Origin of the sequence: Paenibacillus intestini (assembly GCF_030803945.1) — a bacterium.
Taxonomy (GTDB): Bacteria; Bacillota; Bacilli; order Paenibacillales; family Paenibacillaceae; genus Paenibacillus; species Paenibacillus polysaccharolyticus.
On record NZ_JAURUN010000006.1, the window covers coordinates 86,305 to 109,588 of the forward strand.

Below are 23,284 nucleotides of genomic sequence, written 5' to 3' on the forward strand. Positions count from 1 at the left end.
GGCAGGAGTTAACCTGCCACATCTCTTTTGTTGAACACAACCCAGGAAATCACCATAAAGATGACATAATATGCAGCGAGAACTGCCAAGGAGAACCCGAGAGTCATGCCCTCACTTGCTCCATTCATCAAGCCCATATCCGATGAAGAGTTCATATATTTGCTCAAGTTCATATTATTGAACAGAACATATTTAGCCCATTCATAACGATCCGGATTAAAGATCAGCGAGAATATATTTTGTGTAAACATAATAAACAAGGACAAACCAATCGCAAGCGCACCTGAACGAAATACCGAGGAGACCATAAAGGCAATCGCAAGTGTAATAAACAAGTCGATATACAGATATCCCCATCTCGTAAACGCATCAGCTGCGATTATACTGCTGTCTACCGAAACCTCATGAGAGAAGAGAATATATGAGCTAAGCATGGCCATACCAATCACCAGTAGTGTGCTTAATATACTAAAGCCTACTACAGTGAGATATTTGGAAGCCAAAATTTTACTGCGTGACCATGGTCGGATAAGTAACAGTTTAATGGTTCCCCATGTAAATTCACCCGCCACCGTTTCTGCTGCAATGACTACACAGAAGATGGTGTTCAGAAAAAATGCAATCTGAACTGTTGTAGCCGCAGGCTGCCAAAACAAGGTGTCACTTGACCCCATGCCTTCTCTCATTAAGACAGGCATGAGTAACGAGATCAGAACAAGAATAGCTAACATAATCCAGGTACGTACACGACGGAACACCTTCATATTTTCATTCAGTAGCAGATTGCCGAAACTACCCAATGCCGCCACCTCCAGTCACTTGCAAAAATTGATCTTCCAGCGTACGAGTCACACTACGAATGGCATAAACCTGCACGCCTTCACGTACCAGTTTGGCATTGACCGCTGGAATTTGTTCTCGAGAGAGAGACAACACGATAACCTTACCCTGAATAACTGCCTCACCCTCCATGAGTTCAACAGCACGTTCAGCGTCATCGACTTCAAACGCAACTTCAATTAAAGCATCTGGACCTTGCTCATCCCGCAGATTTCGAACATCAATCAGTTTACCGTTCTGAATAATAGCTACGGTGTCACACATCAATTCCATCTCGGACAACAGATGGCTTGATACAAACACGGTGATCCCCTCTTCGTGGGTGAGGAGCCGCAGATAATCTCTCAACTCCCTTATGCCCTGTGGATCGAGACCGTTCGTTGGCTCATCCAGAACTAACAGCTTAGGTCTATGTAATATAGCCTGTGCGACACCAAGGCGCTGACGCATACCCAAAGAATAGGTTTTTACCTTGTCATGAATCCGCGCTGTTAGGCCCACACGCTCAATGGTCTCTGCAATACGTTCCTTGGTAACGCCAGGTGACATACGGGCAAAATGCACCAGATTCTGATATCCGGTCAGAAACTTGTACATCTCCGGATTTTCCACAATCGCCCCCACCTGGGCTATCGCCTCTTCAAACTCATTCTTTACACTGTGTCCAGAGATGAAAATATCTCCTTTACTAATGGACATCAGACCTACCATCATTCGAATCGTTGTTGTTTTCCCCGCGCCATTTGGTCCTAAAAAACCAAAAACCTGCCCCGGAGAAATATCCAGGGTCAGGTCACTGACCAATGATCGGGAGGAAATGATTTTACTGACGCCTTGAAGTCGGACGACCGGCTCCTGCTGCATTCAATCCTCTCCTTCATGGACGGACTTATTTCATGCCCGTTTCTCATATGAGCATAGTGTATCATAATCTTTAGTATATTGTCCTGCAAACTGGGACTTACCTTCTCGTTTTGACTCAACTACACACGCCTCACAGCATCCAAGTGGCATTTCACTCCGGTAAAATCCAGTACGAAACACGTGATTGCCTCCATTGCCCTCTGGCTTCTGGGCGGCGTCTCTAGCGACCGACACAATCATCCCACAACTGACACAGTAAAAGCGGCCCGTTTCATTCAATGGAATACCTTCCCCTCACAGGGAGTCTCTAGTCCCTGTTATTTGTCGTTAGACGCTGAAAATTGATACATTTTGTATCCTAATTCGTAATTTACTTGACACCGGGACTATTGTCAAGCTTTTTAAGCATGGATTTAGGTTGAAAATTCAAAAAAACGCTATAAATGCGACAAAAGTCTCGCATTTATAGCGCTTGGTCAAGGACTAATGATACAAAACGGTATATTCAACCTCCATTTACATCACAGCATATGTAACATTTACTCCTCATCCTGATATTGCACCCTATCATGCATCACGATGAAGTTTCAGTGTTGTGTTTCCTATCATCTGGATAATACCATAACAGCGTCCACTGCTTACCATCCTGCACAAGGTAACAGATCTGCACAAGATCAAACTTTCCAAAGGTTCCGGAATACGTTTGTGTAACTTTGATTTTGTATGCTTCAGAAAAAGGCTTAACGCCTTGAATGATCTCCACATCAAATTCCCGCTCTGGCGGTTCCATCTCCAGTTCAAACGTCTGCACACCAAAATGCTGCATAAAAATGTGAGCTCTATTCTGCACATAGGCACTCTTCGGAAATCGCTCTTTCATTAAAGGATGAAAAAGCTCCCAGGAGCTTCCGAAGTCACCCGTTTGCTCGTATTTGTAAAACTCTTCCGCCACAGCAGCAGCCTCTGTAGCCGCATCTGCACGAAACAGCGCAGGTACACTCCTAATAATCAGCCACAGCAAAAGCACTACAAATAAAATAAGTCCACTTTTTTTGAACAGTGCATTACGGTTTCTTCTTCTTAGCATCATTCAGCCCCCTTGTCCTGCCTACCCCATATGTATGATGGTTTGCAAACAAGTAGAAGCTACGCCCGAACTACACAATGCATTTCCTGGGAAATCAATGATGTCTCCTACCCAGCAAAGCTCGAATTCCTGTATAAACCGAGATGCCACAACTTCCACCAATCAAGTCTACACCGACATCCCAGATTGAACTCGTACGATTGGGGCTGAACTGTTGGATATACTCGTCAATGGAGGCAATCACTGCAACGAACATCAGCGCCACCGTAATACAAGTTATGACTCTCACCCGTTTGTAACGCAGACTGCCATAGATTAATACTGCGAGAACAGCGTAGATTAACAGATGCGCAGTCTTGCGAAAGAGGAATTCTACAAAAGCATAAGGCCTTTCTCTTAGTGAATACTCGTGACCATTATAAAACAGGTGCACATCGGGCAATGTAACCCCGATGTGCACCTGTTTGGTCAAACGTTGAAGCCATGGCTGAATATTTTGCTGTTGATAGGATTGGGAAGACATCAGCCAGATTATCGCAATCCAGACCCCTGCCAGCATTAGCCAAAACAACATTTTATACGAACGATTCTTCCGTTGATATTTCTGTTTTCTTGTTTCTCTTCCCTCCGCATTCAGCAATGTTTTCACCACTTTCCTTGCTGTTTCACGAACGTTGCCCTTACTGTTCTAGGTGCTGCGTCAGTAATCCGTGAATGCGCTCCTTTTCCTCTTGACCTACAATAAAATAATAAATACCGTTGATCTTCTCGCCTTTTCCCTTGATCTCAACTGTATCGATTTCTTCCAGGTCGCTACGATAATCCAGAAGCAGTTCTTTCATCTCATCAAATGTCAGATCTGTTCTGACATGTGTACCCAGCTCATCTAACATATTCTGAAGGTGAAGCACACTGGAGAATTGCATCGTATTTTTGAGCATCTGCTTCAGGACCTCTCGCTGACGATCATTCCTTCCCAAGTCGCCCTTCGGATCATCATAACGCATTCTGGAGAATCCGAGAGCAGCGACACCATCCAGATGAATATTGCCCTGCTCATAACGTTTACCCTCATAGTCAAAGGCAAACGGGTTGTTTACATCCACACCACCAACAAGATCAATGATTTTGGAGAACCCCTCCATATCTACTTTCATATAATAGTGAATGGGAATTCCCAAAAATTGTTCAACTGTTGCAAGAGACATATCCACGCCCCCAAAAGCATAAGCGTGATTGATTTTGTCTTCGGTGTTGCGTCCTACAATTTCTGTTCGTGTATCTCGCGGAATATTAAACATCAGCACTTTCTTTTTCCCCGGATTCACACTTAGAACAATCATCGTATCTGAACGTCCTCGATCATTCTGGCGTTCATCCACCCCCAGGATCAAGGCATTAAAGGGCTCTTTGCGATTGAGTTCAACCTGGAGTCCGCCCTTCGCATCGGTTACCGAAACAGGCTTTACGGGATTACGAGGCTCATAAATCTGATCAGCGGTTGATTTAACCGATTGATAGAGATAGATCGCATAACCAAATACAACGATGATCAAAAGGGAAGCAATCCAAGCCGTCCATTTCATCCACTTTTTCATGGGGATCTTCCTCACTCATATTGTTGATATTCACTGGCAGATTAGATAATTGCTGGTGCTTTCCCTTCCACCTTCACGAGACCTGGACGTCCGACAGAATAATAGTGGAAAGCAGATGCTTGAATCTGCTCCGCACTATACACATTACGACCATCAATCATCACAGGATCCTTCATCGTTTGGGCTAAGGTTGTCAGATCAACCTGGGCAAATTCCTTCCATTCTGTCAGTACACATAGCGCATCCGCGTCTTGAGCAGCATGAAGCGGGCTATCCTCCCACGAAATCGAGGCAATGTCGATCTCTTTACGGAAGTTAGCCGTTGCAATCGGATCGTAGGCTCTGACCGATGCTCCAGCATCAATAAGATGTTGAACAATATCAATGGCTGGTGCGTCTCGCACATCATCGGTATCCGGTTTAAACGCCAGTCCCCAGATAGCAATTGTTTTGCCTGCGAGTGACCCCAGCGCTTCCTCCAGTTTGTAGATCACTTGCATACGTTGGTCCTGATTGACTTGCACTACAGATTTCAACAGCCTGAAATCATAATCCACCATACCTGCAATCTGGATCAGCGCCTGTGTATCTTTAGGAAAACAAGAGCCGCCATAACCGATCCCTGCCTTCAAAAAAGCAGACCCGATGCGTTTATCGTACCCCATGCCTTCTGCAACACGTGTAACATCCGCCCCAACTTTCTCACAAATATTCGAAATTTCATTAATAAATGATATTTTGGTTGCCAGAAAAGCATTGGATGCGTATTTAATCATCTCCGCTGAGCGGATATCTGTAATAATCAGATTACTTGTCAAGGGCCGATGAAGTTTCTTTAACGTCTGGATGGCCCGATCACTGCTGGTGCCGATGACAATCCGGTCAGGGTTAAGCGTATCCTTGATTGCGGAGCCTTCTCGCAAAAACTCGGGAACAGAGGCCACGTCAAATGGCTGGGAGGATATACTGCGAATCAGATCGCGGATACGGTCATTGGTACCTACAGGAACCGTGCTTTTAGTCACGATGATTTTGTAGTTTTCGAGATGGGTGCCGATCTCCATAGCCACTTGCTCTACATAACTCAGATTCGCCTCACCGTTTGGTAGAGAAGGTGTACCTACGGCTATAAAGACAATATCTGACTGGTGTATCGCCTCACCAATGTTTGAGGTAAACGACAGTTTACCTGCTTGCATATTGGAAATCATCAACTCTTTAAGACCAGGTTCGTAGATTGGAACGATGCCCTCATTCAGCATTTGTACTTTTTCCTCATTGTTGTCTACACAGATCACCTGGTTGCCAATCTCCGAAAAACAAACCCCTGATACCAGACCTACGTAGCCTGTTCCAATCACCGCAATATTCATCTTGTTTTCCCCCAATTCACGCAATTTTGGATAATATCTTCCCATTCCATCTCAACGCGAACGATGTCCTCTTCCACCAGTTCACTGCCCATCTGCACCTCAATAATTTCGAGTTCGCTCAACGCTTTGACACTGTGCTTCCCTCCTGCCGGAATCACAATGACATCTCCTTGATGAAGCGGTCTGAGCTCGCCGTCCATAATGAATTCACCTTGTCCCGAGACAACGGTCCATACTTCATTTCGTTTGAGATGGTACTGGTACGAAAAGTTTTTATGGGGCTCGATGATGATGCGTTTGGTTAATACTTCTTCGCCTTTTTTATTGCGTGTGTAATCAAGCACTCTGTAACAGCCCCAACGACGTTCTTCATACATGGGGCGCTCAGCGCTATCTTTTAACACTTCCTTGATCTGAGGGCTCGCCTCTTTTTCACTGACCAGAATGCCATCAGGACTTGTTGCCACGATCAAGTTGGATACTCCCAGTACGCAGACCGGAATGTTTAATTCATTAATCAGATGTGTGTTCACCGTACTGTTCGTCATGACACCTTTGCCCACAATATTGGTACTCATCTCATCTGTCAGCGTGTTCCATGTGCCAAGGTCTTTCCAGTACCCCTCGTAAGGTGTAACCACAATATGCTGAGCCTTCTCCACCACTTGATAATCAAAGCTGATTTTCTGCAGTCTCCCGTACTGTTTCAACATTTCTTCATACTGGATAGGCAGTTCAAGCGAGATGAGCAGATTAATCAAATAATTGAGTTTGAATGCAAAAACCCCGCAATTCCAAAGGGCAGATTGTTCGATCATCTCTGCCGCTTCAGCTTCACGGGGTTTCTCTTGAAAACGGGATACTTTGGCGTAACGTTGTTCTTCTTTAGTTTCAGACCGTTCTGGAATGATGTAACCATACTTTTCCGAAGGATACGTGGGTTTCACGCCAATTAACGCAAGCTCTGCACCGGAGTCATCCAGCACGTCCTCCAGCTCTGTTACTTTATAAAAGAATGACTCCTCCACATAGGGATCAACCGGAAGCATGGCTACCGTTTCATTTAAGCTGGCTCCCTGCACGGAGTACAAATATACGGCCGCCAAGGCGATTGCGGGGAAGGTATCTCTTCGTTCAGGCTCAACGACTAGATCCACTTCATAACCCAACTGACTTCGCAAAATCTCCACCTGCGGTTTGCTCGTTGCAATCGTTGCTTGGCCACTTAACCCCGTGTGCTGCAATTGCCTCCATACGCGCTGTACCATCGATTCCGTCTGTCCGTCCTCGCCTTCAAGCACCTTCAGGAATTGCTTGGATCTCGTGTCGTTGGACAAAGGCCATAACCGTTTACCTGATCCACCGGAGAGAAGTACGATTCTCAATGCAACCACTCCACTCTATATATTTTAAGGTGATACGGGACAGCTTTTCGTTCGTTATACGGTTGCCGTTGATTCCATATACTTGGTCACGGGCGGAGCACTCGCCTTGGAAGAGGAGTCCATATTGGCTGTGTTCACTTCATGTGTCCATATCCGGTAATATCCCGAATTCTTCCCATAAGAGTTATCAATCAATAGGTTAGGCTTCGCCATCAGACAAGACAGGATGTGACCATGTAATCTGGATGTGTGAATCATGCGATAATCCGAGAAGCAGCGTACCGCCTTATTCACAAGGTAGTCACTATATTTCATCCATATGAATTGGGAGAGGGCTCGCGAAGCAGGTTTCTTCAACCCTTTACTGATATAGTAGATTAGCTTTCGCTCATATTTGTTGTACAAGGTGGGCCAATCCAGGTAATCTCCTTGCTGCTCTGCGGAATTCAGAGATTGTTGAGCTGCTGTTTGTTCAATGTCAGTTCTAAAGAAATTCAATCTCTCTTTACGAGAGTTACGCTGGATCTCCATCGGCCATAATTGGTGCGCCATATCGGGAACTAAGTTCACCTTAGAGTTGGAAAAATGATCCGAGGCAATTTGAAACGATATCTCATCGCGAACATAGATATGCAGATCTGTATGCTGAGCAAAAACAGATGCAGTTCTTTGAAGAATAGCTTGATCCTTATAAAATATCGTCTGAGGAAGAATCACGATTCGATGATGCGGGTAATGCTGAACGATACGTTCTCTTAATGATTGATGAGCTTCGTATAAATCACCGAAATTCCCACCACCATGAAGAACAATAATATGATCCTGGGGAATTTCAACTTGGTCATGAAAGTCATGGACGCTGTATCGTTGAGACACATGAATATGATGGTCTTTGAAAAAAGCCTCTGTTCCTTTCATAATAAGCAGATCACCACAATTGCTGTGAACGGGATAATCAATGTAATAGATCTTCGAATGAGGAGGCACAACTTCAAGGATCGATTCAAGTCGTTTTTTCAACTCATCCATGGGATGAATCTTTTGCACGTTTGACATCTCTTCTTGCTCCTTTAAATAGATTTTTTTCTCTCCATTTTTGCTTGAGGAAGGCCATATCTTCCTTGTTATATAACATCTTGTGCATCGGCATTTTGAAAATAATCGAAACGGATATTAATGACATCAACATACGGACGAAGGAACCAAGTAACAACGCCAGCCCTAAACCGTATAACCCGAACATGGGCGTAAGCACAAAGAACAACGTAATCGTCACAGCAAGTGCGATGACCTGCCGAAGCACGATAACGCCTGGTCTACCGAGCGCATTAAAAGCCGAAGCCAGAATCCAAGATCCTCCGCCAACGATACACTCCAGAGACAACAGATAGAATACACCGCTGGCCTCCAGAAATTCCGGGCCAAACAACAAGTCAATAAAAAAACGACCAATCAGCATACTCGGTATGATGATGATCGTCATAAGTACCATACTAATGCGGAAAGCTCTGCCAACAAGAGACAACACCTGTTGCTGCTCCATGCCGGCTACCTTTGGAAATATGACATTGGTGATGGCCGTCTGCACAACATTAAACATACGCGATAGGGCAAACACAACCGAATATAACCCGAAATCTTTGGGTGTCAGCAGAGCCAAAATAATAATTTTGTCAAACTGGCTATACAACGTGCCTAGCAACTCTACCCCATATACACGAAGGCCATAGCTGAATAGATGAATCCCCGTTCGAATCTGAGCTACCAGCTTGCTGACGGAACTGAATATTTGCTGACGCATGGCAATCATATAACAGGTCAACACCAGTATAGTGCTGGCAAAACTGATAATAATGGCTCGTTCCACGGTTAATACCTGCGCTACCCACAGTAGTACCAACCCTGCAAGATTCAATAAGGGAGCCAGCAAACGCGACAGATTATAAATATGGAACTTGTCGGTACCTTGTGCGGCTGCCGCAAGCACACCCATGAACAGCATCACTGGAACCATGGATACGGTATACCACCTTGCAATGGTAATGACAGATTCTGAATATGCTGATAGCCAGATAGGGATACCAAACCAACTGATCACCCCAGCGATGATACTGATCGGAATCTGAACGGCAAAGCTCATGCTGATATAGACAGGGAGTTGCTGGCTGTTTTTTTTGACATTGTAAATTAACGAGGTGGGCAGACCAAATGCGGCCAGACCCGAAATGAATGCAGGCCAGAATAAAACAGCCGCAAGCTCTCCCTTCCCCGTCGCTCCGAACATGCGAGCTGTAATAATGGAAGTTAGCGTAGTCACAGCCATAATGAGAATATTAGCCATGCTTGTCATGACAATGGTCTGAATAATGCTTCGCTGCCTTGGTTTTCGGGCAATCGCCATGTTCATCAGGTGTTCAGCCCTCTGCCATTTCGGAAAGATCCCACAATCGTGCCGTTCCGATAAGATATTTTAGCCATCTCACTCATGACTTTCTGCACATTATTGAAAGAGATGACGATTAATAGAGCTGCTTGCACAATTCTTATCGTATGTTTGAATACGCCCCATGCACTTTTCTTATACCGCGTGGCATCACTTATACCTTGCCAATACACCCGGCGTAATAGCCAACGTTTGGTTAATCTGTTTTTTGCTATTTTGTGTTCAACAACTGCATATGGACTGTAGAAAACTTTATGTTCTTGGCGGACTCGACTTATTAGCTCACTCTCTTCACTTGACATTAGATTTGTACCAACCCGCCCCAAATCTTCTCTAAACGGCTCTAACTTTTCGAAAATACTCACTCTGAATGCTACATTGGCCCCAAAAGGAATAGAAGGCGCAGGCATCTCAACAACTTTTTCAGAGAAATCCATTAGTGTGTACAAGCTCACAATATCTTGTGGTATCCATTCGGGCCTTCCGCCCTCCCATATAGGAACGATTTTCCCACCCACACAACCAATCCGGGAATCCATATCAAATATCTTAATGACTTCGTTTATCCAAGTAGGACATGCCAATGCATCATCATCCAGAAATAAAATAAACTCACCTTTTGCTTCCTTGATTGCCCGGTTTCTTGCATAAGAAAGGCCTAATTGTGGTTCAAAAATATACCTTACATGCTCCGGCATGTGAGACGAATCAAATAAATCCCTAGTATGATCTGTCGAATGATTATCTATGACCAAAATTTCGTAATCGGCAGGATCGGTATCTCCTTTCAATACACTCTCAACAGCCTGCATAGTGTCTACCGCTCTGTTGTGTGTACAAATGGCTACAGAAGCCCTCATGCTCTTCACCCCAATCACATTGATATTTAGGCCAATTGCTTCAACAACTTTCCACGATGCGACCACAAACAATAGTTGACCACCCAGTCGTATCCGTTATCCCCCATCGCTCTGGCCAGCCCATCGTCGGTCATTAATTGTTTGATACGTGTAGCAATCTCCTGATCATTAACCGGATCTACGAGATAACCGGTGATATTGTCCTTCACGGCGTCGGGAATACCGCCACTGTTGCCTGCAATGACAGGTAATCGATAATAGTTGGCTTCCAGGAATACAATCCCGAACCCTTCCACGTCACCCTTCTCCTTGATATCCCGGCTTGGCATAATGAAGAGATCCGCACATTCATATAATTGCTGAAGCTCATCGTCTGTAGTACGTCCTGTAAATACAACAACAGATTCGAGTCCGTACTGAGTTACCAGTCGTTCGAGTTCTCCCTTATACGGCCCATCTCCGCAGATAACATACTTCAGATCAGGAATATGCGTAATAACCTGACTCACGGCTTTCAGTGTGACATCATGACCTTTGCGTTCCACAAGTCGCGAGACGGTGATCATCACTTTTTTGCCATGCAGACCATACTTATCCCGTAAATCCCCCTGGCTCCCTGTATCCGCGTTTAACTTGTTCACATTAAGTCCCGGTGGAATAATGACAATCTGAGAATCCGAAATCCCCAGTTCAACCAGCTTCGACTTCGTATACTGGCTATTGGCAATCACCTTGTCCGCACGCTTCAGAATGAACAACAGCAGTGGGAATAATCGGCTATTAACCATCCCCATCACATCCAGGCCGTGAACATAAGGAAAGTATTTTACTCGAAAAAGGAATTTCATGAATGGACCGGCTAAGCCAACCGGGAATATATTCACAAAATGAATCTCATCTGTTTTTTTGCGCCATTTCAACAAAATCAGTTGCATGACCAGAACAAGCTGCGAGAGAATCAACAGCCATTTATTAGAATCCGAAAAAATACGTTTCCGAATGATTTCAAAATCACTCTTCCGGTCAAACTGCTCGGACTCTGCGGTATTATTTATTTTATTGGTCAGCACCGTTGTCTCTTCTGCTGGAATCTGTGATATCAGCCCGTAGGCATAATCATGAATCCCTCCCTTTTCAGGCGGGAAATCAATCGCAACAAACACTTTGTTCATAGCTTTATCTCCCTCACAACAATACATTTGCCATGCTTACACCGTGCTCATAATAATGTTGACCGTATCCTTGGCACATTTGTTCCAGGAGAAGAAGGCCGAGTGCTCTTTGCCCTGAATGGACATTCGCTGTCCAAGCTCCGGATCAGACATCATCTCTACCAGACGTGAAGCTGCTTCCTGTGGATGATGAGGGTCAAAGTACAGTCCTGCCTCTCCGCATACTTCCGGGATCGAACCACGGGAAGACACGATAACCGGACAACCAAGCGCCATCGCCTCCAGTGGCGGTAAGCCAAACCCTTCGTACAAGGATGGGAAAATAAAACCGGTGGCATGTTCGTAGAGCGCTTTTAACTCCTCATCCGTCACATACCCTACCCAATTCACACCTTCCGAATCATTCACAGCATGATTGCTGAACACCTTACTGTTCTTGGAGCCCACGATGACAACACTCAAATTCTGTGCTTTCACCTGAGGTAAAATCTCCAAGATCAGCTTAAAGTTTTTGTAAGGGTTCATCGTGCTGACAGCCAGTACATACGGGGAGTTAATCCTATATTTCTCAAGTGTGCCTTGAGCCGCCTGCCTGTGATGAATATGATCGATGCCCAGGTGCGTAACGGATACCTTCTGAGCGGCAATTTTGCAGTGTTGAATAAGTTCACCTTTGGAAAAGTTAGACACTGTAATGACCTTTTTCGAAATCTTGCCTAAGCGAACCGTTAAAAACTGATACCATGACCGAAACGCGAAGGAAAATGCCTTCGGATAACTGAATACAGAAGCGTCATGGATCGTCACGACCTGATTGCGTTTGAATGCCGGGCCTGTGTTACACAGGTTAATTAGCAATCCTTTTTTCGCGTAAAATGGCAACTCCAGCTGTTCCCACACATGTCCCTTCAGTCTGCCAACAATCCGGTGCCGAATATGTTTCAGTTCAAGATGAGTAACCACATTCGCGGGTGAGAGCAGGCAAAACTCTACTTTCGTACCGTCTACTTCTCCAGCGTCAATCAAATTATCGATTTCCTTCACGAGTTCAATGGCATATCGCTGAACCCCGGTAACGGTCTGTGTCAGGAAACGGGCATTGATATAGATTGTATTCATGTTAATCTCCATTTCTCTTTGAAATTTCCAAACGGGAAGCCGGCCCCGCGGTTTGGAAGCTAACTTCTACATTTCTCGCTTCATAATAGAGACTCACGAACTCCTCATTCATTCGATCCGAGCTGAACTTCTCTTTATACACCTGATATCCTGCTTCACCCATAGTTGCCAACGTTTCTTTATCAAGTTGCATTAGAATCTCTCTCAACCCTTCGAGTCGTTCAAGTTCAAAGATGTAGCCATTCTCCCCATGCGTCACCAGCTCTGGCAACGAGGCCCGATTGCTAGCGATGACGGGTTTGTGATTTTTCATTGCTTCCAGCGCGACCAAGGGTAACCCTTCCCACCTGGAAGGCATAATGATCGCATCACACTGCTCGTAATAGTGATCAATCTCTGCATTATTGACCCACCCTAACCGGATCATATTGTCGGTAAAGGTCCATTCATTTTTTTCCAATACGCTGTCTCCAATGATGTATAACTGAATACGCTGCTGCAGCTCGGGATACTGCCTGAATGCATCCAGCAGCAGATCCAGTCCTTTCTGCCGATCGTATCTGCCCACAAACAAGAGCCGAATCATGCTGTCATCCTCTTGCTCCTGATCTTTTTGCACAATTACTTGCGGCTGCTCTTCGTGATTTTGAGGCTTGTGAGACTTGCGGTCACGCAGGCCACTATAAACGAATCGGGATTTGGCTGGAGACATGCCCATGCGAATCGATTGCTGCATCTCATATTTTGAAATGTTCACGATATAGTCTGTTTTGAATTCCAGTATTTTCTCGATCATGAAATAAGCCTTTTTATGCAGGGGTTTGGTATCCATCAAAAAAGACCAGCCATGTGAGCAGTAAAAGATACTCGCTTTGCGCGGGGTGAAAAAAAATAAGCCCCTTGCGAGCATACCCGCAAATGAGCTGTGTACATGAATAATATCCGGCTCGATCCGCCGAATAGCTTGGTGAATCTGTCTCATCGCTGAGAAAAAGTGTTTCGGGTGGCGTTTGTAACTGTAACGAAAGATATGCTCTGGCTCCAGATCAAAATCCTTTGCCGAGTTATAATCACTCATCAATACATAAACCTCAAACCGGTTACGCTGGTAGGACACCAGCTCGTTTAAATACGTGGCAACACCGCCCACCACATATTCTCCGATGTGCAAAACCTTCATTTTCGCTCACCCGCTTTATATGGTATATCACCTGCATTACGATGCTGATACAGAGCTATGCCTATGAACATCCAGAAAAAAACGTTCGCAGGAAACAACTCAAGAACGTTGGTCGTCATACTAGCCGCAGCCACTCCTGCGCCGAGGGCTATAGCCACCTGAGGAAGTCTGGAACCTGCCGAGTAAGGTGAGGCATTCATTCGTCTAACCAGTGTGATCAACAACCACAAGAATAACATCAAAAAATAGGCAAGCCCGATCCAACCCGTCTGTTCGTACAAGGAAAAGTATTGGTTATCTACTGCAAAATTACTGGAGTTCAGACCCATCATATGTGTGCGCCGGCTGGCAGCACCAACCGAACCAATTCCGTTGCCGATCATGCCATTCATGGTGAACGGCGAGGTCAGGCTGCTTCCCCATATCTGTAATCGATCAAGCAGGGATGAACTGGAGAGCAGATTTTTGGACTGCAGGAACCTGCCTCCGAAAAACACAACTGCAGGCAGTGTCAGAAAAACAACCGCCAGAACTAACATATTCTTTTTGCTGTACTTGCGAATCTGAAGTAAAAAAAGAACTACTTGATATACAAACCAGAGCAACAAAGCCGATCGAATCGTAGATAAAAGCAAAAAGCCGATCGTCAGCAACTGGATCATCAGGCGAAAGCTGCGGTGCTTCACTGCCAGCTTGGTTTGTTCTGCAATGATGCCTGTCATTAACAGTGCATACGCATAACCATCCGGCGAGTACGTAATGGAGGATAAACGCGGCACACCCTCAAAATAGTTTTTGATGTTTACGCCGTATACGAATCCCATAGTGATTAACTTTTCTATACCCAGCGCATATTGGGCGCACCATCCTGCAATGAGCATAATAAAAATAACCAGATTGGTTCTGGCAAATGCGTACATTCCACCCTGCTCGGCCATAAACATGCCTGCAAACAGCATCACCAGTGGTAAAAGCGTAATTTTGATTCCATAGACTAACGTGACCACGCTGGAACCGACAAGTACATTTAACGATCCGAGCACGATGAGGGAGGCCAGTATAAACAGGAATAGATTCAGAAAATGAATCTGCTGGCGATATACCCGAGCAAGTGTGTATACCGCAAGTAGCAACATGCCTGCGTCCTTTAACGAACGAATCACAATATTATCGACATAGATCGAAATCAGACCATAAATGGACAGATAGAGCAGTAAGAAATGAATCAACATCATGATGACTGAGGAAGGCGCATCAGACCTCGCTTGAACTAATGATGGCGATTTGACGTTCAGAGAAGTCATGTACATCTTAGCCTTCACCTCCAATTAACTTCTCGTAGATGATCGCATGTCTGGTGAGAAGATAATCTTCATTAAAGGATAAGCTGTGTTCGCAGCATTGTAGCATTAATTCATTTTTCTCCGCTTCAGATAAGGCGTAATAATGGAGGATTGCGTCACGGATCGCATCCGCACGATGGGCGGTGAAAGAGAAGGTATCCGCATCCAGCAAAATCTCGGGCATGCCCCCAACCTTGGAAGCGTAAACTGGCGTACCTGCTTGATACGATTCGATGACCACTCTGCCAAAAGGTTCATCCCAGGTGGACGGTACAATCGTGAGATCCATCTTTTTCATCTGGGAAGTGATCTCCTTTTTATCGATTTTGCCCACGAACACGATCCGGGGATCAGCCCCTGCAAGTTCTTGTAATGTGTGAAGCAGAGGGCCATCCCCATGGATGAACAGCTTCCCCACAATCTGCTGATCGAGCTTTTGCACTGCTTCAATCAGATACTGAACTCCTTTGACCTCGGTTAGTTGTCCAAAATATCCAACGTGCAGGGGTTGCTCATGACGAACCGTTTTCCCCGCATTAACATGCTGAACCTGATTATCCCGCTCAACAATGTTATGAATGACATGTTTGGACGCGTGCGCGAAAAACCCCAGTTCGGTATGCTTGTTAAGGACATGTTCGGATATGCCAATAACGGAAGAAACTCTGCGGCTGTAGTGTTTGGAAATCTGTCTGTAGAACATGGAATATGCCGAGATCGCGATGGGTTCAATTAACGAAAAATCGCGCAGGGTATGCACAACCGGGATGTTCAGTTCAAACGCCGCTTTCCAGATCGCAAGGCTTAGTCCCGGTATATTCTGAGTGTGGATCAGAGCAGGACGTTTCATCATCAGATATTGTTTAATATGCTGGTACTGCTTCACATTAAAAATATCCTGGATACGCCATAACACTTTGTCAGAAGTGCTGGCCTGCCTTGCTGTATCACCGATCCAGTACCGATTATTAAATGGTAGCCGCGAGATTTCAATCCCGTTCACTGTATCCGTCTGCACCCCGCCCTCCTTGTGTCCACCAACTGTAATGACTTTAACGTCATAACTGGACTCCAGCGTCTGGGCCAAAATCTGTGTCGATATCTCGGCTCCCCCAATAATATGGGGTGGATATAAACTGTGAGCAATCAATATAGTTTGCATGGTTCTCAACTCGCTTTTATTCAGCTTCATTGTTATCAGTTCAGTGTAATCAAGTTTCCTGTACCTGCAGCATCGATCGATAGTGCTCTATCGTGCGTTTCAATCCCTCTTCCAGACCAATCTCCGGCTCCCAGTTTAATATTTCACGAGCTTTATCAATCACTGGACGTCTAACCTTCGGATCATCTTCAGGTAAAGGCAAGAATACAACCTTACTGTCCGATTGTGTGAGCTGTTTCACCAAATGAGCGACCTCAAGAATCGTGTATTCCGTAGGGTTTCCGATATTGATAATCTCTCCATCAGCCCGATCTTCCGCCATGAAAGCTTGTAATCCCCGAATGTTATCATCCACATAACAGAAGGATCGGGTCTGTGAACCATCTCCATACACTGTAATATCTTGACCCGTCAGCGCCTGCGTTACAAAATTAGATATCACTCTGCCGTCATCATTGCGAAGCCCGGAAGAATACGTGTTGAAAATACGCGCAACTTTCACGGAAACTCGTTGTTTTGTGTAGTATTCATAACAAAAAACTTCGCCTAACCGTTTGGCTTCATCATAGCAAGCTCGTGGCCCCCACGTATTTACATTGCCTCGATAACTCTCCGGCTGCGGATGAATCTCGGGATCGCCATAGGCTTCACTTGTACTGGAATACAGAAACTTGGCTCCTTTGACCCGAGCCAGTTCCAGCATATGATAGGTTCCTCGCGTGTTCACCCAGATCGTGCCAATCGCATCTGCTTGATAGAATTTAGGTGAAGCAGGCGAAGCCAGATGATAGACTTCGTGCACCTGCTGATCAACGAAAATATCCATTGTATCGGGACGTGTAACATCTGCTTCATGGAATACAAAGTTAGGGTTCTCCATAACCCCTGCCAGATTGCGAATCACACCTGTTGAAAGATTATCGATCCCTGTAACCCGATGGCCCTGGCCGATCAAAGATTGCACGAGATGAGAGCCCAGAAATCCGGCAGCACCTGTCACTACAATATGTTTCATTACATCACACTCCAAATTATGATCCAAAATGGTCAAAAGGTGTTGCTTTTAATCATTACACCGATAGTTTTAAAAATGATCGTAATGTCCATTTTCATGGATACATTCGAGATATAGTGGAAGTCATACTGGAGATTATGGTGAATAGGCTCCTTCCGAGCCTCGCTCACCTGCCACAATCCCGTAATTCCCGGTTTCACCAGAAAACGCCTGCGTTCCAGATCGGTGTAACATTCCTCCACAATACGTTTCATCTCAGGTCTTGGGCCGATAAAACTCATATCGCCTTTGATAATATTGAGCAGCTGCGGCAGTTCATCGAGACTCGTCTTGCGCAGAATTCTGCCTAGTCGTGTAATCCTCGGATCATGGCTGGTCGTTGGCGAAAGGCCATATTTCGGTGCGTCTGTACGCATCGTTCTGAATTTATAAATGTTAAATTTGACTCCATTCTTCCCGTACCGCTCCTGCTTGAAGATCACGGGCCCTTTGGAATCCAGTTTAATCAAAATAGCCGAAAGCAGCATGACCGGTAATGTGATGAGCAGTAACAGAATAGCGATAACAAAATCGGCCAATGGCTTCATCACATCCGTATACCCGCCAACACGTTGTGAGTATGGCTGCTCAAGTACAGCGGCATTCCCCTCTTTAACCAAGGTTTCCCCACTCCCAAAGTATTCCGGTCCTGATAGCTTCACAGACTATCCCCTCCAGCTACAAGGATTTGATTCATCTGTTCCTTCATTAGAATCTCTTCAATCGCCATCAGCACCGGTGCACGCAACTCTTTATTTTTGAGTGCAAAATCGAGTGTCGTGAGAATATAGCCCAGCTTCTCCCCTACATCAAACCGAGAGCCTTCAAAGTCATAGGCGCTAATTCCTTCATCATCATTCAACTTTTGCAACGCATCTGTAAGCTGAATTTCCCCTCCTGCACCGACATGTTGCTCTTCCAGATACTCAAAAATTTTCGGAGTCAAAATGTACCTTCCCATAATGGCTAGGTTAGACGGCGCCGAACCTAGTGGAGGCTTTTCAACCATACTCTTAACAGAAGATAAACGTCCTTCTGTGTGCAACGGATCAATAATCCCATAGCGTGATGTTTCACTTGGACTTACCGTTTTCACGCCAAGCACCGACTGCTCTACCTTTTCATACTGCTGGATGAGCTGTTTCAGGCACGGCACTTCCGACACGACGATATCATCGCCAAGCAACACGGCAAAGGGTTCATTGCCTATGAAATTCCGGGCGCACCAGACCGCATGCCCAAGTCCAAGGGCTTCCTTCTGTCTTATGTAATGGATATCCACGTTGGAGGACTTCCGGACTTCTTCCAGTAAACTGAGTTTCCCTTTCTCAAGGAGGTTATGCTCCAGTTCAAACGCACTGTCAAAATGATCTTCAATCGCACGTTTTCCTTTTCCCGTCACGATGATAATATCTTCGATCCCGGAAGCAACCGCCTCTTCAACGATGTACTGGATAGTCGGTTTATCCACAATAGGGAGCATTTCTTTAGGCATTGCCTTTGTAGCAGGTAAAAAACGGGTTCCCAATCCAGCAGCAGGGATAATTGCTTTTCTCACCTTTGTCATAGATATCACCCTATCCATTTAGTTTTTTTATTTAACTCAAAACCATGAAAACATGAAACATATCATTCATAAATAGGGCATTGAACCCCTCCTCACATCACACCCCTGACGATACACGTCTAAGGTACACTACCCACAGTGTGACCGAGTGCCTACCTTGATAGAGGTATAGTAGACATGACCTTATAAAATGATTTGAAAATAAAACTCCATTGTCTTGCCTGTTATTTTTCCCCGTAACTGTTATTGCGGCTTTTCGGAACCTGCACATTGTTCAGCACAGCGCCCAGAATACGTGCATTCACATGTTCAAGATGAGCCTTCGCCTTTTTGACCAGATCCTTTTTCACCTTGCCTGCATTCACCACAAGAATGACACCATCACACAATGAACTGATAATCAATGCATCTGTCACGGTTAGAACCGGCGGTGTATCGAAGAGAATAACGTCATACTCTTCCTTCAAGCCTTCAAGGAGTGCTGTCATCTTACGTGATCCGATCATCTCCGAAGGATTAGGGGGAATCGGCCCGGAAGATAAGACATGAAGACCTTCGACCCCGGTTTCCCGAAGCACTTCCGTCACTTTGTATTGACTCGATAACACACTGGTTAGGCCTACATGGTTGGGCACATTAAACATCAGATGTACTGCCGGCTTACGGAGATCCGTATCCATTACCAGAACCTTTTTCCCTTCCTGCGCATAGGTGACTGCCAGATTGCCAATCGTCGTTGTTTTCCCTTCCCCTGAGGATGCCGAGGCAATCATGATCGTTTGAATCTGACTGTCTATGGATGAAAACTGAATATTGGTTCGTAGCTTTCGATAGGCTTCTGATGAAGTGGATCTGGGATTAGCCATCGTTACCAGGCCTACTCGTTCATTGGTTAATCGTGACATACTGTCCATCACCTACCTGTTTTTGAGATATGGATGACTGTTTTGACATACGGCTCTCTTCTTTTCTTATCTTGGAGATGACAGCAAGTGCAGGGAGATTTAATTCTTTCTCCAATTCATCTTCCGTTTTCAAGGTGTCATCCAAATATTCCAGCAGGAATATAAACCCTACTGCCAGTAGTAGGCCAACAATAAAGCTGATCAAAATATTGATGATGGGGTTGACGTTAATAGGATTGGAGGAATCCGTAGGTTTCGCTTCACTTAGGATCGTGACATTGTCTACTTTCATAATTACGGGGATTTGAGATTTAAACACTTTCGCAACTGCGTTTACGGTTTTTGCGGCTTTTTCGGATGATAGTCCCGTAGCCGTTAGACTCATAACCTGGGACTCATTGGCGGTGGAAACTCGGATGTTCTGCCCTATTTGATTACCAGTCATACCAAGATCGGGGTATGTAGATGCCACTTTATCGAGGATTGCAGAAGATTTAATAATCTCCATATAAGAGTTGATCACTTTGATGTTTGTCTGAATAGTTCCAATATCCAAACTTGGAACACCTTGGGCATTATATGCCTGGTTGACGATTAATTTGGCGCCTGCTTCATAGATCGGTACAGTAAAAAAGTAGTTTTTGACACCTGCACCAATACAAGCCACAGCTACGAAGGCAACAATAATCCAGATGCGTTTACGTAAAATGTGTAAATACTCTTTGAGTTCCATTCGATTTTCCTCCCATTTAAGTCAGCCATATTAAGTGACTATGTATTTGGTACATCAGTAGCTGCTCACCAGAATAAAAAGCTGCGCTTTTTCTTGGCTGGTAATACAGCCGAAATACGTTGATTATTCCATATGGATTGTGCATTATCTTGAAAATGTTGAATGCAGCAACGTCCCAAACGTCTTTCGAGCAACGGATATACGACATCCAGTTTGAACGTTCGATGTTTCGTATCGTGTGCATCTGATGAAATGAAATGAAACCCGTTTTCTTTGCAAAAATGAAAACACCACTTCTGAACTTTTCGCCCGAAAAGCCCAGTGAATGATTCCGCCGTAAGCTGGCATAGTCCACCTTGAAACAAGTATTCGGACAACAGCAATGGCTTTTTCAAAATGACAAGGTTGCGTTCCGGATGAGCGATAATAGGGGTAATTCCCGCGATTCGCAGTTCGTGCAGTATTCCGGGGAACTGTGAGGGAATATGACCAAAGGGCAACTCCAGCAACATATAACGGCTACCGGCAAGTGTGCAGCACTTTCCTGCATACAAGTCTTCAATCAGCCTATCATGCACTCTGATCTCCTGACCGGGATCAATCTGCAAACGGATATTTCGTTTGGCAAGCTCGGCACGAAACATATAAACAGCCTGATTGACTACCTTTGGTTCATTGTTGTAATGTCCGTTCAGGTGATGCGGAGTTGCAATAATGGAGGTAATTCCTGAAGCTACTGCCTTCTCAGCCATCGCAACGGACTGCTCCATTTGAACAGGACCATCATCCAGACCGAATAGAATGTGGCAGTGCATTTCAACCATATCCAAACTTCCAGAAATATATGCTCCCCCTCGCCCCTTTATTCATTGCGCAAATGCTTTTGGTGTTAAAGAACTAATGCATAACGCTACGAAATATAGTAAAATGGCGTTAAGTACATGCTTGTTCAGAAATTGTTCAGAGTCCACCTCATCCTATATGATAAAATCAATGTAACGATAAGGCTTTAGCTGAGGAGATGGATCTGTTGCATTCCCATATGTAGAACGGGGAACCGCCTCAAATTCAACTTCGGTAAGCATTCTGTTTAACTGTCCAGTTATATATAGTGTTTGGTCTTTCTGAATATGCAAGTTTGAATGATACAATATCAGTTCTCCAAAAGGCTGTTTCCATTGCAGCTTGGCATGAAGCCTGACGCATATACGGCTGTCTTCTACATCTAAACCTAGTACCATTTCTGATATTACGGGTAAGTTCAGGTCGCTCAGGAAAGTGATCGCTTGTGTATCCATACCAAGTAACAGGACGGGTCGTCTTTTGCGGTCTACCATTTTCCCATGAAATTCCTGAATGTACATATGGACATTTGGTTTCAGATCGGCCCATTCCTGAAGAATTTTTGAATTCATGATTTCATTCCTTTAGAATGGATTGGCCAGCATGGACGAGAACGTTACTTTTGACAGGTATAACGCTCAAACCATGAGGAAATACTTAAACTACTAACTATGATACATTTTGTAACTCCATACGTTCAATTTACGATACAATACGTATCATGTCAAGCGGTATTTGGACATGGTTCTTTTGATTTACGACAATATGAGCTGTCCTTAGACAGACCTATTTAATAAGTGGTATATGAGACGAATGAGGCGTAGTACATTTGCAGGAAAGTTTACCCTGATCAAAAACTTGGCTCAGGATTGTTTCAATATATATGATGGTGTTCAGGGGGAAATAGCTTATGAGCTACGGAAATCGCATTGCTGAATTACGAGAACAGCGGGGACTTACTCAAGAAGAACTTGCGAACTCCATTCATATTACGAGAGCAGCTCTTTCCCACTACGAGAAAAACCGGCGCAAACCGGATTTCGAGGTGTTAACGCGGCTTGCTGACATTTTCGATGTGTCCATTGATTATTTGATTGGACGTACGAAGCAAAGTGATGTGGTTATGGATGAAGACGTGCGTGAATTCGTGGATGCGCTTGAATTGTCAGATAAGGAAGTGTTAGAGCGCTTTGATCTGATGATTGATGGTAAACCTTTAACAGAGGAAGAAGCTCGTCGTTTTATCGCTTTTGTACGAATGGAACGCAGTATGGATTAATTATGCTACACCCGAAAAGAAAACCCAGTTTCCGAGTACTTCCTGCTCCGGTTTCTGGGCCTTTTTGTGCATCATGATTTCCCTCCATTCCTTGGTGTGCAACGGCTCATGTACGCTTGCTCTCGGAGGATACGAAATGTTTCAAACGCTCCGGGTCGATTCCACATTGCAGTAAAACTTTCATGATGTCCACTCGGGTTGCTTCGACTTTGTTACTTGTCGGCTTAGAATCGCCCATGTTTGGATGCTTCATCTTCATTCCGCTAACCTCTCTTATCTTTATACTTTCTCTGCACGCCAAAAACTAAACCTAATTATACTTTAGAACGTTCCTTGATGTTGTCGTCTCATGGCGATAACGTTTTTTGAGCGGGTTCTAATTTTGTCGAAAGCAAAAAGGAGCCTTATGACGCCGCTCTGGCGGCTATAAGACTCCTTTTGTTTCAAAGCTTTTCTTTTTTCAGGAAAATATACGAA

The 23,284-nt window shown here is 44.7% G+C and carries 24 protein-coding genes; 1 reads left to right on the forward strand and 23 read right to left on the reverse strand.

Going from position 1 to position 23,284, the window contains the following annotated elements; all coding sequences use genetic code 11:
- Positions 1-8: 8 nt before the first annotated feature.
- The 22 genes from J2T16_RS17145 to J2T16_RS17250 all read right to left on the reverse strand — a co-directional run bounded on the left by J2T16_RS17145 (position 9) and on the right by J2T16_RS17250 (position 22,100).
- The gene (locus tag J2T16_RS17145; protein WP_090918249.1) at positions 9-800 is read right to left on the reverse strand and encodes an ABC transporter permease; all 792 of its coding nucleotides are present in this window, start codon (positions 798-800) and stop codon (positions 9-11) included.
- Positions 793-1,704, reverse strand: a complete 912-nt coding sequence (locus tag J2T16_RS17150; RefSeq protein WP_499018852.1) for an ABC transporter ATP-binding protein — start codon at positions 1,702-1,704, stop codon at positions 793-795. Before J2T16_RS17150 ends, J2T16_RS17145 begins: the two co-directional genes overlap by 8 nt.
- 574 nt (positions 1,705-2,278) lie before the next feature.
- Positions 2,279-2,791: a hypothetical protein gene (locus J2T16_RS17155; protein WP_499018854.1), complete on the reverse strand. Its 513-nt coding sequence runs from the start codon at positions 2,789-2,791 to the stop codon at positions 2,279-2,281.
- A gap of 94 nt (positions 2,792-2,885) precedes the next feature.
- Positions 2,886-3,440 carry a VanZ family protein gene (locus J2T16_RS17160; protein ID WP_221787836.1) on the reverse strand — a complete coding sequence of 185 codons (555 nt, stop codon included), beginning with the start codon at positions 3,438-3,440 and terminating at the stop codon, positions 2,886-2,888.
- 31 nt (positions 3,441-3,471) lie between these two features.
- Positions 3,472-4,389 carry an LCP family glycopolymer transferase gene (locus J2T16_RS17165; RefSeq protein ID WP_154982728.1) on the reverse strand — a complete coding sequence of 306 codons (918 nt, stop codon included), beginning with the start codon at positions 4,387-4,389 and terminating at the stop codon, positions 3,472-3,474.
- A gap of 41 nt (positions 4,390-4,430) precedes the next feature.
- Entirely contained in the window at positions 4,431-5,762 is a 1,332-nt protein-coding gene (locus J2T16_RS17170) for a UDP-glucose dehydrogenase family protein (protein WP_221787835.1), read from the reverse strand.
- Positions 5,759-7,147 (reverse strand): sugar phosphate nucleotidyltransferase, encoded by a 1,389-nt coding sequence (locus J2T16_RS17175; RefSeq protein ID WP_221787834.1) that lies wholly within the window; start codon positions 7,145-7,147, stop codon positions 5,759-5,761. The genes J2T16_RS17170 and J2T16_RS17175 overlap by 4 nt, the downstream gene beginning before the upstream one ends.
- A gap of 54 nt (positions 7,148-7,201) precedes the next feature.
- Complete coding sequence (locus J2T16_RS17180; protein WP_221787833.1) at positions 7,202-8,203, reverse strand: polysaccharide pyruvyl transferase family protein; 1,002 nt, start codon at positions 8,201-8,203, stop codon at positions 7,202-7,204.
- Complete coding sequence (locus tag J2T16_RS17185) at positions 8,169-9,548, reverse strand: lipopolysaccharide biosynthesis protein (protein WP_336120891.1); 1,380 nt, start codon at positions 9,546-9,548, stop codon at positions 8,169-8,171. The genes J2T16_RS17180 and J2T16_RS17185 overlap by 35 nt, the downstream gene beginning before the upstream one ends.
- Before the next feature lie 5 nt (positions 9,549-9,553).
- Positions 9,554-10,516, reverse strand: coding sequence for a glycosyltransferase (locus J2T16_RS17190; RefSeq protein WP_336120892.1), 963 nt, complete (start codon positions 10,514-10,516; stop codon positions 9,554-9,556).
- Entirely contained in the window at positions 10,477-11,622 is a 1,146-nt protein-coding gene (locus J2T16_RS17195; RefSeq protein ID WP_336120893.1) for a glycosyltransferase family 4 protein, read from the reverse strand. Before J2T16_RS17195 ends, J2T16_RS17190 begins: the two co-directional genes overlap by 40 nt.
- A gap of 36 nt (positions 11,623-11,658) precedes the next feature.
- Entirely contained in the window at positions 11,659-12,741 is a 1,083-nt protein-coding gene (locus tag J2T16_RS17200; protein ID WP_499018858.1) for a glycosyltransferase family 4 protein, read from the reverse strand.
- Between the two features lies 1 nt (position 12,742).
- Positions 12,743-13,921 carry a glycosyltransferase gene (locus J2T16_RS17205; protein ID WP_221787828.1) on the reverse strand — a complete coding sequence of 393 codons (1,179 nt, stop codon included), beginning with the start codon at positions 13,919-13,921 and terminating at the stop codon, positions 12,743-12,745.
- Positions 13,918-15,225, reverse strand: coding sequence for an O-antigen ligase family protein (locus J2T16_RS17210; RefSeq protein ID WP_499018860.1), 1,308 nt, complete (start codon positions 15,223-15,225; stop codon positions 13,918-13,920). Before J2T16_RS17210 ends, J2T16_RS17205 begins: the two co-directional genes overlap by 4 nt.
- A 7-nt stretch (positions 15,226-15,232) precedes the next feature.
- Positions 15,233-16,426, reverse strand: coding sequence for a glycosyltransferase (locus J2T16_RS17215; protein ID WP_499018862.1), 1,194 nt, complete (start codon positions 16,424-16,426; stop codon positions 15,233-15,235).
- A 49-nt stretch (positions 16,427-16,475) separates the two neighbouring features.
- Positions 16,476-17,441, reverse strand: coding sequence for a UDP-glucuronic acid decarboxylase family protein (locus J2T16_RS17220; RefSeq protein WP_221787823.1), 966 nt, complete (start codon positions 17,439-17,441; stop codon positions 16,476-16,478).
- A gap of 32 nt (positions 17,442-17,473) precedes the next feature.
- Positions 17,474-18,142 carry a sugar transferase gene (locus J2T16_RS17225; RefSeq protein WP_208606761.1) on the reverse strand — a complete coding sequence of 223 codons (669 nt, stop codon included), beginning with the start codon at positions 18,140-18,142 and terminating at the stop codon, positions 17,474-17,476.
- Complete coding sequence (galU, locus tag J2T16_RS17230; protein WP_499018865.1) at positions 18,139-19,047, reverse strand: UTP--glucose-1-phosphate uridylyltransferase GalU; 909 nt, start codon at positions 19,045-19,047, stop codon at positions 18,139-18,141. The genes J2T16_RS17225 and galU overlap by 4 nt, the downstream gene beginning before the upstream one ends.
- A 224-nt stretch (positions 19,048-19,271) precedes the next feature.
- The gene (locus J2T16_RS17235) at positions 19,272-19,952 is read right to left on the reverse strand and encodes a CpsD/CapB family tyrosine-protein kinase (protein ID WP_090918284.1); all 681 of its coding nucleotides are present in this window, start codon (positions 19,950-19,952) and stop codon (positions 19,272-19,274) included.
- On the reverse strand, positions 19,933-20,685 hold the full coding sequence (locus tag J2T16_RS17240) for a YveK family protein (RefSeq protein ID WP_090918286.1): 753 nt from the start codon (positions 20,683-20,685) through the stop codon (positions 19,933-19,935). The genes J2T16_RS17235 and J2T16_RS17240 overlap by 20 nt, the downstream gene beginning before the upstream one ends.
- Before the next feature lie 65 nt (positions 20,686-20,750).
- Positions 20,751-21,509: a tyrosine-protein phosphatase gene (locus tag J2T16_RS17245; RefSeq protein ID WP_260510778.1), complete on the reverse strand. Its 759-nt coding sequence runs from the start codon at positions 21,507-21,509 to the stop codon at positions 20,751-20,753.
- Positions 21,510-21,662: 153 nt separating this feature from the next.
- Positions 21,663-22,100 carry a hypothetical protein gene (locus J2T16_RS17250; protein ID WP_154890816.1) on the reverse strand — a complete coding sequence of 146 codons (438 nt, stop codon included), beginning with the start codon at positions 22,098-22,100 and terminating at the stop codon, positions 21,663-21,665.
- Between the two features lie 338 nt (positions 22,101-22,438).
- On the opposite strand from J2T16_RS17250, the gene J2T16_RS17255 reads away from it, so the two are divergent.
- The gene (locus tag J2T16_RS17255) at positions 22,439-22,807 is read left to right on the forward strand and encodes a helix-turn-helix domain-containing protein (RefSeq protein WP_090918292.1); all 369 of its coding nucleotides are present in this window, start codon (positions 22,439-22,441) and stop codon (positions 22,805-22,807) included.
- A gap of 106 nt (positions 22,808-22,913) precedes the next feature.
- Here the strand turns inward: J2T16_RS17255 and J2T16_RS17260 are convergent, their stop codons facing one another.
- Complete coding sequence (locus tag J2T16_RS17260) at positions 22,914-23,066, reverse strand: hypothetical protein (RefSeq protein WP_186809745.1); 153 nt, start codon at positions 23,064-23,066, stop codon at positions 22,914-22,916.
- Positions 23,067-23,284 lie beyond the last annotated feature (218 nt).

What these genes read in the sequence shown, in the direction of transcription:
- J2T16_RS17150 (WP_499018852.1), bottom strand. Translation starts at nt 1,704, where the DNA reads ATGCAGCAGGAGCCGGTCGTCCGACTTCAAGGCGTCAGTAAAATCATT.
- J2T16_RS17155 (WP_499018854.1), bottom strand. Translation starts at nt 2,791, where the DNA reads ATGCTAAGAAGAAGAAACCGTAATGCACTGTTCAAAAAAAGTGGACTT.
- J2T16_RS17165 (WP_154982728.1), bottom strand. Translation starts at nt 4,389, where the DNA reads ATGAAAAAGTGGATGAAATGGACGGCTTGGATTGCTTCCCTTTTGATC.
- J2T16_RS17170 (WP_221787835.1), bottom strand. Translation starts at nt 5,762, where the DNA reads ATGAATATTGCGGTGATTGGAACAGGCTACGTAGGTCTGGTATCAGGG.
- J2T16_RS17180 (WP_221787833.1), bottom strand. Translation starts at nt 8,203, where the DNA reads ATGTCAAACGTGCAAAAGATTCATCCCATGGATGAGTTGAAAAAACGA.
- J2T16_RS17185 (WP_336120891.1), bottom strand. Translation starts at nt 9,548, where the DNA reads ATGGCGATTGCCCGAAAACCAAGGCAGCGAAGCATTATTCAGACCATT.
- J2T16_RS17195 (WP_336120893.1), bottom strand. Translation starts at nt 11,622, where the DNA reads ATGAACAAAGTGTTTGTTGCGATTGATTTCCCGCCTGAAAAGGGAGGG.
- J2T16_RS17200 (WP_499018858.1), bottom strand. Translation starts at nt 12,741, where the DNA reads ATGAATACAATCTATATCAATGCCCGTTTCCTGACACAGACCGTTACC.
- J2T16_RS17205 (WP_221787828.1), bottom strand. Translation starts at nt 13,921, where the DNA reads ATGAAGGTTTTGCACATCGGAGAATATGTGGTGGGCGGTGTTGCCACG.
- J2T16_RS17210 (WP_499018860.1), bottom strand. Translation starts at nt 15,225, where the DNA reads ATGACTTCTCTGAACGTCAAATCGCCATCATTAGTTCAAGCGAGGTCT.
- J2T16_RS17215 (WP_499018862.1), bottom strand. Translation starts at nt 16,426, where the DNA reads ATGCAAACTATATTGATTGCTCACAGTTTATATCCACCCCATATTATT.
- J2T16_RS17220 (WP_221787823.1), bottom strand. Translation starts at nt 17,441, where the DNA reads ATGAAACATATTGTAGTGACAGGTGCTGCCGGATTTCTGGGCTCTCAT.
- galU (WP_499018865.1), bottom strand. Translation starts at nt 19,047, where the DNA reads ATGACAAAGGTGAGAAAAGCAATTATCCCTGCTGCTGGATTGGGAACC.
- J2T16_RS17235 (WP_090918284.1), bottom strand. Translation starts at nt 19,952, where the DNA reads ATGTCACGATTAACCAATGAACGAGTAGGCCTGGTAACGATGGCTAAT.
- J2T16_RS17240 (WP_090918286.1), bottom strand. Translation starts at nt 20,685, where the DNA reads ATGGAACTCAAAGAGTATTTACACATTTTACGTAAACGCATCTGGATT.
- J2T16_RS17245 (WP_260510778.1), bottom strand. Translation starts at nt 21,509, where the DNA reads ATGGTTGAAATGCACTGCCACATTCTATTCGGTCTGGATGATGGTCCT.
- J2T16_RS17250 (WP_154890816.1), bottom strand. Translation starts at nt 22,100, where the DNA reads ATGAATTCAAAAATTCTTCAGGAATGGGCCGATCTGAAACCAAATGTC.
- J2T16_RS17255 (WP_090918292.1), top strand. Translation starts at nt 22,439, where the DNA reads ATGAGCTACGGAAATCGCATTGCTGAATTACGAGAACAGCGGGGACTT.
- J2T16_RS17260 (WP_186809745.1), bottom strand. Translation starts at nt 23,066, where the DNA reads ATGAAGATGAAGCATCCAAACATGGGCGATTCTAAGCCGACAAGTAAC.